A 3,740-nucleotide genomic window follows, 5' to 3' on the forward strand; every position below is an offset into this window, starting at 1 on the left:
CCCCGCCGATGTCGGTCGTCTGCCGCCCGAACCCGTACCCGGTCACCGAGTACCGCCATCCGATGATCGTAAATCTCTGTGGCGGAAGCAGTTTTACGTCTCGCCGCGGACACGATCTCATCGAACAGATCTGCAATGCTCACTGATCACCCGCCAATGCCAGCCGGCCGTCCTCCTGGGGTGAGCCGGCGTCGTCCTGCCCGGACGACTGCGGCGTCACCGAGGTGCTCTTGTTCGGGGAGCGTTCGCTCGCTCCCGGGGTCGTATGCGTGAGCTCGGGCGGCGGCTGCGACGGGGTCTGAGGCGACGCCTCCGGAACCGGCTCCGCTGATCCGGACTCGACAGGCGGACACGATGCTTCGTCCTCGGTCGACGGACCAACGGGGGTACCTGGCAACGGCTCCACATCCGATTCGGCACCAACAGGTCCGTCTGCGGTTTCCGCGATTGGTTGCTCAGGTTCCGGCTCGGGATCGGCAGCGCTCATCCCCTGGGTTTCGATCGATCCGTCCGGCCGTACGTCGATCACGTGCGTTTCGGTATCGCCACCGGCGCCGGTCACGGTGAGACTCACCGACGCGCCATCTGAACCCGACTTGATCTCGACGACCTTGTCCCCCAGCATGATCGAGGCACCCGCGTCGCCAGAACCCTCGGTGGCCGGCAGTGCCGGTCCTGCACCCGCTTGCGCGTCGGGCATCCCGTCGGGTGACACTCCGCCCTGCGCGACCAGCGTGGTGATCGCTTCGGCCAGTCCGGACACGGCCGCAGTGGTGATCGTCCCGACCACACCGAGCAACGGACCGAGGAGTTCGGACGCCGCCTCCCCCGACAACGACCCGGCGACTCCCCCGGCACCGTGCGCCGACACTCCGACGGGAGCCGGGGTGGCGCCGGCACTCCCCGACACCGGCGAGTCGGAAGTCGGTTCACCTGCCCACGTCCGGGCATCGCTCTGCGACGCCGCTCCTGCTCCCGCGCCGGCTCCGGACTGTGCTCCAGCGCCGGCCTGCACAACTGTGCCCGCGCCCGTGCCGCCACCAGCCGATCCGTCCCCGCCGCACTCCCGATCCGGCGGCACATCGGCCGCACCATCGAGGTGAGCTACCGGACCGGATACCGCGGCCGGGTAGTCGGTGGTGTCGACCTCCCCCATCGCCCGGCACAGCCCGGAGAGGATCGCCTCGATGGCCTCGTCACAGGTGCTCACCGCCGTCCCGAAGAGTTCCACAGTCGCCGTGATCGCTCCCCGGAGTTCTGCGTGGTGCGCCAGGCATGCGCCCTTCATCTTCAGCCACAACGCGATCGGTACGCCGAGCAGATTGTCCGGGTCGATCCCGGCGATGCAGTGAAACTGGGTGAAGCGCGCGACGTCGATGCAATCGGCCGCGACCAGCATCCCGGCGCCGAGGTCCGCGATGGCGGACAGGTCGGACTCGGCCCGAGGAAGAATCGACCGAAGGTTTTGTTGCGCAACGATTCCGGAGCCATCCGGCCAGGAAACCACCAGCGCAGCATCCTGCTGCTCCTGAACATCGACCTGGGTGGCCAGCGAGGCGTGCAGCTGCTGCAGGACAGCACCATCGGCACGCAGATGTGCCGTGCTGAGGTCATCGGTTTGGCAGAAGCGGGCCCGGAACACAGAGAACTCCGGATAATCGGTCATCCCGAGACGGGAGGCAAGCGGGCCCACATGGGCAAAGAACTCCAGCCCGGATTCAGCGGCTTCGCGTTGCGCATTCAGCTCGAACTGCAGGGAGGCACCGGTGCCCGGGCCCTCACCCACGATCGGCTCTCGTCTCGGCTATCGACTGGCCATTGGCCCGGTCTTGTCCGTCCAGGGTGTCGGCCGCATTCACCAGGCCGTCTCCGAAGTGCCGGGCGGTGTGCGCCAGCCTTCTCACACTCTGTGCGATCGCGAGCAATCCGGCGGAGTAGGCGAGCTCGTGGTGCGCGTATCGGATCCCGAGGTGGGCACCCAGATCGCACTCGCCCAAGCCCGTGCACGCAACGTCGATCGAACGCGCCGTCTCCCCGAAGACACCGCCGATCCGACGTATCTCCGTCGGATCGATCCAGGTCTGATGTGCCATGCTGACCTCCCCCCGGGTAAGACGCGTCCCCCCGGCGTTCGGTTCCCGGAGCAGCCTTCGGCGAGTCCACCCGGGGGGTTCATGTCCGGAAAACAGCGATGTCCGCATCCCGAAGACGGGACGCGGACATCACAGCGGGGATCTGGTCCCCTAAGTCAGCTCAAGAACCGAAGAAGGTTCCGAGAAAATCTGCGTTGTCGATCAGGAACTGGAAGACGTCCAGGAGCTGGATGTCGATTGACGATCCCATAATGAATCCCCTTCATAGAAGTGATACCGCGGTCACCCTGCGCGACCCGCACATTCAGGGAGTGGCAATTGCTCTCAACCAAACCCTGATTAACACCATTTCACAACGCGACATATCTGTCAGCGAAGAGAACCAACCCGCGAGACACCCCGCTGGATATTCATCTGTTCTCCCAAAGGTTCCTTGCGCAATGCCCGAACATCATATCAACGCAGGTCAGATGCCACATCCAAAAATTCGATGCGGCTGAAGGAGTTTCTTCGAGGTCAATTCTCCAGACTGCCCACAACGGCTCGATGAGGCGGGAAAAAGAGCCTTCGGGTGACCCCGATACGGGTGACAGCATTCAGGTATACGGCAGCTAGCAGCAGAGATAGCGGTGTAAATACTGTTGATTCGACCAATAGTTGCGGATACAAGATTTCTTCTCCGAGAATTCATTCGGCGAACTCGACACGCACAGTCCACGCAACCAGAGTGTGATTCAAATCACACTACCTTGGTGGATGGTCCGCCCGCTACAGACGCGCGATCAGGCCGCCCCGACCACCGCGGCGATCCGTTCGGCCACGGCCTGGGCCTCCTCGGCGGTGGCGGCCTCCACCATCACCCGGACCAACTGCTCGGTACCCGACGGCCGCAGTAGCACCCGGCCGGTCGCACCGAGTTCGCCTTCGGCCACGGCCACCGCCTGCTTCACGGAGTCGGCTTGTGCCACGACGTTCTTGTCCGCCACCCGGACGTTGATCAGCACCTGCGGCAGCGCCTGCATGATCGACGCCAAATCGGAGAGGGATTTGCCGGTGGCGGCCATCCGGTCCATCAGTGCCAGACCGGTCAAGATGCCGTCGCCGGTGGTGCCGTGCGACGGGATGACGACGTGGCCGGACTGTTCGCCGCCCAGGGCGTAGCCGCCGGCCCGTAGTTCTTCGAGGACGTAGCGGTCACCGACACCGGTGGTGCGGACCGCGATGCCGGCCTCCGTCATCGCCAGGTGCAGTCCGAGGTTGCTCATGACCGTGGCCACGAGGGTGTTGTCGGTCAGGGTTCCGGCATCCTTCATGGACGTGGCGAGCACCGCCATGATGGCGTCGCCATCGACGACCTGGCCGGTGGCGTCGACCGCCAGACACCTGTCGGCATCACCGTCGTGGGCCAGTCCGAGATCGGCACCGTATTCGCGGACCGCGGCCTGAACCTGGTCCAGATGCGTTGAACCACAACCGTCGTTGATGTTGTTGCCATCGGGATCGGCACTGATTGCGATCACCGTGGCACCGGCGGCGCGGTAAGCGCGCGGCGCGGCCAGATACGCGGCGCCGTGCGCGCAATCGACGACGACGGTCACGGGCTTGAGATTCGAATCGACGATCCCGGCCAGGTGGCGGAGATAGACG

The 3,740-nt window shown here is 65.0% G+C and carries 2 protein-coding genes and 1 pseudogene; all 3 read right to left on the reverse strand.

Going from position 1 to position 3,740, the window contains the following annotated elements; translation table 11 throughout:
* Positions 1–139 precede the first annotated feature (139 nt).
* On the reverse strand, positions 140–1,786 hold the full coding sequence (locus VIQ49_RS28560; RefSeq protein WP_331890498.1) for a hypothetical protein: 1,647 nt from the start codon (positions 1,784–1,786) through the stop codon (positions 140–142).
* Complete coding sequence (locus VIQ49_RS28565; RefSeq protein ID WP_331890500.1) at positions 1,779–2,093, reverse strand: hypothetical protein; 315 nt, start codon at positions 2,091–2,093, stop codon at positions 1,779–1,781. Before VIQ49_RS28565 ends, VIQ49_RS28560 begins: the two co-directional genes overlap by 8 nt.
* 782 nt (positions 2,094–2,875) lie before the next feature.
* Positions 2,876–3,740, reverse strand: a pseudogene (locus VIQ49_RS28570) (phosphoglucosamine mutase); the annotation flags it as partial.

Source organism: Williamsia sp., assembly GCF_036566845.1.
In the GTDB taxonomy this organism is placed as follows: Bacteria; Actinomycetota; Actinomycetes; order Mycobacteriales; family Mycobacteriaceae; genus Williamsia.